The sequence below is a fragment of the Sulfurimonas sp. genome (assembly GCF_016744025.1).
Lineage (GTDB): Bacteria > Campylobacterota > Campylobacteria > Campylobacterales > Sulfurimonadaceae > Sulfurimonas.
Map to the genome: position 1 here is coordinate 1 of NZ_JADGFC010000150.1, position 5,059 is coordinate 5,059.

Consider the following 5,059-nt stretch of genomic DNA (forward strand, 5'->3'; position numbering starts at 1 on the left):
TTTCGACCTCATAAAAGTGTCAAGGTAGCTCAGCTGGTTAGAGCGCTGGTCTCATAAGCCGGAGGTCGAGGGTTCGAGTCCCTCTCTTGACACCATTTTATCCCCTACTACTAGAACTTCTCAGCGTTTTTTGTTATAAGTGTGCCAATACTGTGCCAACTTTTGATAAGTCAGCTTTGATTTTTCCAGTATAGTGCTCACGATTTACTGCATCTTCTGTATGACCTAATTGGTCTAAAATCCAATCTTGTGGCATTCCATACTGTTTTAGCAACGTATTATAACTTTTCCTAGTTGTTTTAAAAGTTCCTACTTTTAAATTTGCAACCATACATAGCTCTTGAAACTTTACATTTAACTGATTAGGCTTTTTGTAAACAGTTCCATATTGTGTAATAAAAACATGCTCTTTTAATCCTGTCCTCTTTTGTTGTTGTCTTAGAGCTTTTTCAGCTTGAGGTAACATATCCAAGATGCGAATTCTCTTTGATTTTGTTACGTCTTCTTTCCCTTCTCTGATCCTGGTATCTACTCTAATAGTTTTGTTATCGAAGTCTATATCATTCCAGCGAAGAGCTATAAGCTCACTTCCTCTAAGTCCTGCAAAAAAATTGAATTGCAATATGTTTTTAAACTGATTAGTAGCTACTCTTATCAGTTTTTCTATCTCGTCTGTATTGAAAACAAACACCTCTCTTGGCTCTGACATTGGAACTTTAACTACATGTAATGGGTTTTTTGATATAATCTCGTCATACATAGCCATCTCTAAAATGGTGTTGAGCGTGCTCCTATAGTTTCTTATAGTCTTGGGAGCAAGTCCACACTCATCTTGCCATTGAGCAAGTAGTGAGGCTCTTATATCCGATATATCAATATCCCCAAAATAACCACAAAGCTTTTTAAAACGAATCTCTTCTTCTCGTTGTGAAAACTCATTTCGGTTTTGTCCTGTTATGCGGATTATGTTCTCTCCATATTCTTTAAAAGATATGGTTTTAAATGTTGAGATACTAAACTTTTGATTGTAGAGTTTGTGAAACTCATCATCGCTGTTTTTCTCATACCATTTAAGTGAACGTCTGTCTGCTTTGACTCCTGTTGAGAGTCTGTGACGTTTGCCTTTTACGGTTTTGTCCAGGACAATTATGTTGTGAGTATTTGTTATTACTCGTGCCAAGTTATTTCCTTCCGTCAGCCATTGGCGTATTCATTATACTACTTTTCTTTTACACTTATGTAAAACAGTTACATGTATATGCCAGTGGTTGCCTAGTTTTTGGAACTCATCAGGGCTAAAATGATTCATACACCATTTACGTAAACCGTCCATAGTTTTGTAACCACACTCTTGGGCAAAATGCTTTGAGAGTGGTACCCAAGTAGGGAGAGCTTTGTGTATTTTTAGTATTTCTTCTAGTTTAGTGTTTATTTGATCTAGTAACATTATTTTCCTTTACTCACAAATTCCATACTGATTTACGCAGTAGTTCTCGTCAAATTTCAAATCTAATCCATCTCTTAAATATTTGTCTTTTTTTGGTGGAAAAAAAGTTGCTTTTTTGGGGTCAAAACCAGCTTTAGCAGTTATCTCTCCTATTTTTTTTTCAAGATTTCTTAATCTTGTTTTATATTTTGGCTCCATATTTTGAAGTTCGTGCTTTCTCGCATAGATGCAAGGATAACAACCAACTCTTGAAAAACCTCTCTTGTAAAGTGGGTTTACTTCAATATTATGTTCTTTATGATAATCAAAAACTCGTTGAGTAGTCCAATAAGCCACTGGGAATAAAGTTTTTATACCATCTTGAGAAATAGTAAAGCTTTCAGTATTAGCTCTTTTTTTACTCTCTTCTCTGCGAACTCCAACAATGTTGATAAAATCATCTTTAATTGTTTTATAAAACTCAAGTGCTGGCTTTACTTTTAGATTTTCAGTACAAAATCTCATCACACTATTTGGCATACACTTTTTTCTTATGCTCAATGCTTCCATCCCCTCACTCTCTAATCTAGTTATTTTAATCTCTAATTTTTCTTCTAAATAATCAAGATATTTATAAACATCGTCGTGTTCCCATTTGGTATCTATGTAGTATGGGATTATGTCCTCTTTTGGTAGAGTATCCAATGCCCATAGTAGACAAGCAGTACTATCTTTTCCTCCACTTAGGCTTAGTAAATATTTCATTTAACTACACTCCTTTGAGAGTTGATCAAACCAATTTAAAAAATGTTGTTGACATGTAAAAATCTGCCTAAAACTTATATCCTCAAAACTTATATAAATATGATTAGGATATAAAGAATCTAAATTAAACTCAAAATTAGAGATTTTTTTATAGCAAGAATTTTTATAATTACAATACATAGTCTTACCAATATAATTGTCGTACCATTTATCAAAAAAAGTTAATTGATACATTTTATTTTTCATAATCATTTACTCTTTAGTGCTAAAAATCTTTCGCATTCTTCTTTGGCGTTTCCGCTTCCTTTTTTTGTGTCTGTGGCTCCCATGGTGAACATCTTGTACCTTTTACAGTTTAGATGTTCTTTACATGTAGTGTTGTCGCATGAGGTGTATTTAAAGTCGTTCATTACTCATCTTGATAATCTTTTACAAAAACCTATTTGATCTTGTTTCGATAGTTCTTTTCCATCTCTAAACCTTGACATACACACATCTTTATTACCATTAGATTCAGGCTTGTTTTCTATCTGCTCATGGGTTTGAGTTGTTACCCATGCCATACAATCATATGCTATACAAAAAGTATTATTAGTTCTATAACCTCTTCTATCTACTGACATAGGCATACTTATAAAAGGACAAATTTTGTGTTGTGCTTCTCTTACTGTTAACATCACTAAATCCTTTTATAAGTTTTGTATTGTTTCATCTCTTGAAATATTTCAATTTTTAATTCACTTCCATCTTTTGGGCTACATATTGATTCATTCATAACTTTATCTAGTAGTGCTTTGGTCATTTTTACATCATTTAGGCAATAATCTACAACTTTTCCATATTGTTTTTGTTGCCATAGAAGTGGTGCTAATGCTCCATCTCCGTTTTTGTCTATATCATCAAAGTTTGCTTGACAACAAGCTTTGAGTCCACAACCTCTAAAAGATGGTGTAGGTTTATCTGTTGGGTTTACTTCTCTGGCTATTTCAAGCATAAGGTCATAGTGTTGGATTTTTGATAAGTCTAATCCATGAGCTTTACAAAGTTTGTTATCAAAACCAATGGAATTAAAACCAACCATTACCTCTCTTTTATAAATAAGTTCTTGAAGCTCACTGAGGTTGTCTTTCATAAAAACTCTGTACATATTGTCTATATAGTCGTAAACACATATGACACTTATTTCCATACCTTCAAAATCTCCCCAGCCTTTACAATATTTTATATTTGGTATTGGCTCTTCTTTTTTGTTTGGTATCATCTTTACTATTTCACAATCATAAACTAACATTTTTCACCCTTTTTCATAAATTTACTTAGTATTTCTTCTGCTTTTAAAATCAACTCTTTTAACTCTGGAAATTCGTCTATATGTTCTTCGTTTATTTTTACACCATCTATATCAAAAGTGGCGTAGTCTATAAAGTCTTTTTTATATTTTCTACATAATCCAAAAGTAGATGTATGTGGATGAGGAACTAGCATCATTTCTGGATTAGTTTTTGTTAATTCATCTGTTATTTTCATAATACTTGGGTCTTCCCATACAAGTTTTCTCATTAAGTCACTTGCATGGTCTATTCCAAAATTGTGATACTTTATTATTTTTTCTAACTCTTTAAACGTTTGCATAACTTCTCCTCATCATTTTTACTTTTCTCATACCTGTTACATTTGTTTTACTTTTTTTCTTTGGCTTATAAAGATCATGTCCAAAGGCTATGCAAATTTTGCTTTTAAACTTGAAGCTGCTTTTTAATTCTGTGTATCTTCTACAGTTGTCTTTCTTGGTGCATTTTCCACCTTCACATGGGGCTAACATATAATCTCCTTTAGTTTTTAAACATTGATATTAGTTTTGTTTTAATAGCTTCTTTTTCTTTATAAAAAAAAGTCATGTCTTTCAAATATTTTTTATAATTTTTTCTATGAAGCGTGTTAAAAATAGATATTGTTTCCATTTTTCTTTTCATGCCTTCATCATTTTCATAAATATGTATAGGTTCATCATTAAAAAGGATTACCATAGGCAAATCTTTACCTTTTGTAATTTTCAAGTTTTCTTTGTTTTTTATGTCAATAACCACATCATCTTTACAAATGATTTGTTTTAGCGTTATATATAAATAATTTTCTCCATATGATGGAGGTGCAGAAATATATATATCTTTATTAATCAAATCTGCAAAATGAAAAGGACTTTCAATTAAAGTTCTTGATACTTTATTGGAGTCAAACAATCTCGTGATACAATCTAATAACAATTTTATACCATTAACACAATTTTCTGGACCATCTTCTTCTTCTAAAAGGAATAAAAATTTATTCATATTTCTTTTTAAAAGTGCAGCTCCCAAAAAAGTCTCTAGCTTTTGTATGTCTTCTTTATTTTCTAATATTTCATTCAGGAATGTATCCCACTCTAATGTATTTAGATTTTTACTTGTTTTCACAGTATCTCCTTTAGTTTTTTATCTATCTCTTTTAATTTGTGATAAGTCTTCAGCTACTCATCTTGGAGTACTTGACTCATAAGCTCTCTTATCTCACTTCTTAAATCAGTTAAGAGAGTTAGTTTTTCTTTTATTTCTTTAAAAAGGTATTTCATCTTCATCTATATTTTCTTCGTAGTTGTGCTGTGGTGGAGCTTGTTTTTCTGAGTTCTCATTTTCATCTTTTTCTTTAGGAGGTGACCATACTACTTCATGTGTCCACGTAATGCTTGCTGAATCTTCTCCATCAAAAGGTTTTGCTTCAAAGATGGCAAAATACATTTTTCCTCCAGGGAATACTGGCGATTCTATGTGACCTCTTTTGTAGGCTAATCCACCCTCACTAGTGTCATTCCAAATAGCTCCTACTCTTACA

General features: G+C 32.0%; 9 protein-coding genes and 1 tRNA gene. 1 reads left to right on the forward strand and 9 read right to left on the reverse strand.

Annotated features, from left to right (window positions below):
- Positions 1-18 precede the first annotated feature (18 nt).
- Positions 19-95, forward strand: a tRNA-Met gene (locus tag QZZ48_RS13890).
- 38 nt (positions 96-133) lie between these two features.
- Here QZZ48_RS13890 and QZZ48_RS13895 read toward each other — a convergent pair.
- The 9 genes from QZZ48_RS13895 to QZZ48_RS13935 all read right to left on the reverse strand — a co-directional run.
- Positions 134-1,180 (reverse strand): tyrosine-type recombinase/integrase, encoded by a 1,047-nt coding sequence (locus QZZ48_RS13895; RefSeq protein ID WP_294966855.1) that lies wholly within the window; start codon positions 1,178-1,180, stop codon positions 134-136.
- 33 nt (positions 1,181-1,213) lie between these two features.
- Positions 1,214-1,447: a hypothetical protein gene (locus tag QZZ48_RS13900; RefSeq protein WP_294966856.1), complete on the reverse strand. Its 234-nt coding sequence runs from the start codon at positions 1,445-1,447 to the stop codon at positions 1,214-1,216.
- Positions 1,448-1,456: 9 nt separating this feature from the next.
- Positions 1,457-2,191 (reverse strand): phosphoadenosine phosphosulfate reductase family protein, encoded by a 735-nt coding sequence (locus QZZ48_RS13905; RefSeq protein ID WP_294966857.1) that lies wholly within the window; start codon positions 2,189-2,191, stop codon positions 1,457-1,459.
- A 413-nt stretch (positions 2,192-2,604) separates the two neighbouring features.
- On the reverse strand, positions 2,605-2,868 hold the full coding sequence (locus tag QZZ48_RS13910) for a hypothetical protein (RefSeq protein WP_294966858.1): 264 nt from the start codon (positions 2,866-2,868) through the stop codon (positions 2,605-2,607).
- A gap of 2 nt (positions 2,869-2,870) precedes the next feature.
- Positions 2,871-3,482, reverse strand: a complete 612-nt coding sequence (locus QZZ48_RS13915; RefSeq protein WP_294966859.1) for a ribonuclease H-like domain-containing protein — start codon at positions 3,480-3,482, stop codon at positions 2,871-2,873.
- Positions 3,476-3,823: a hypothetical protein gene (locus QZZ48_RS13920; protein WP_294966860.1), complete on the reverse strand. Its 348-nt coding sequence runs from the start codon at positions 3,821-3,823 to the stop codon at positions 3,476-3,478. The genes QZZ48_RS13915 and QZZ48_RS13920 overlap by 7 nt, the downstream gene beginning before the upstream one ends.
- Positions 3,810-4,013, reverse strand: a complete 204-nt coding sequence (locus tag QZZ48_RS13925; RefSeq protein ID WP_294966861.1) for a hypothetical protein — start codon at positions 4,011-4,013, stop codon at positions 3,810-3,812. The genes QZZ48_RS13920 and QZZ48_RS13925 overlap by 14 nt, the downstream gene beginning before the upstream one ends.
- A gap of 10 nt (positions 4,014-4,023) precedes the next feature.
- Positions 4,024-4,644 (reverse strand): hypothetical protein, encoded by a 621-nt coding sequence (locus QZZ48_RS13930; protein ID WP_294966862.1) that lies wholly within the window; start codon positions 4,642-4,644, stop codon positions 4,024-4,026.
- Between the two features lie 138 nt (positions 4,645-4,782).
- Positions 4,783-5,059 (reverse strand): DUF736 family protein (locus QZZ48_RS13935; protein ID WP_294966863.1); only part of this gene is annotated, 277 nt, incomplete at its 5' end.

Coding starts and splice junctions, on each gene's coding strand:
- QZZ48_RS13900 (WP_294966856.1), bottom strand. CDS start 1,447: ATGTTACTAGATCAAATAAACACTAAACTAGAAGAAATACTAAAAATA.
- QZZ48_RS13905 (WP_294966857.1), bottom strand. CDS start 2,191: ATGAAATATTTACTAAGCCTAAGTGGAGGAAAAGATAGTACTGCTTGT.
- QZZ48_RS13910 (WP_294966858.1), bottom strand. CDS start 2,868: ATGTTAACAGTAAGAGAAGCACAACACAAAATTTGTCCTTTTATAAGT.
- QZZ48_RS13915 (WP_294966859.1), bottom strand. CDS start 3,482: ATGTTAGTTTATGATTGTGAAATAGTAAAGATGATACCAAACAAAAAA.
- QZZ48_RS13920 (WP_294966860.1), bottom strand. CDS start 3,823: ATGCAAACGTTTAAAGAGTTAGAAAAAATAATAAAGTATCACAATTTT.
- QZZ48_RS13925 (WP_294966861.1), bottom strand. CDS start 4,013: ATGTTAGCCCCATGTGAAGGTGGAAAATGCACCAAGAAAGACAACTGT.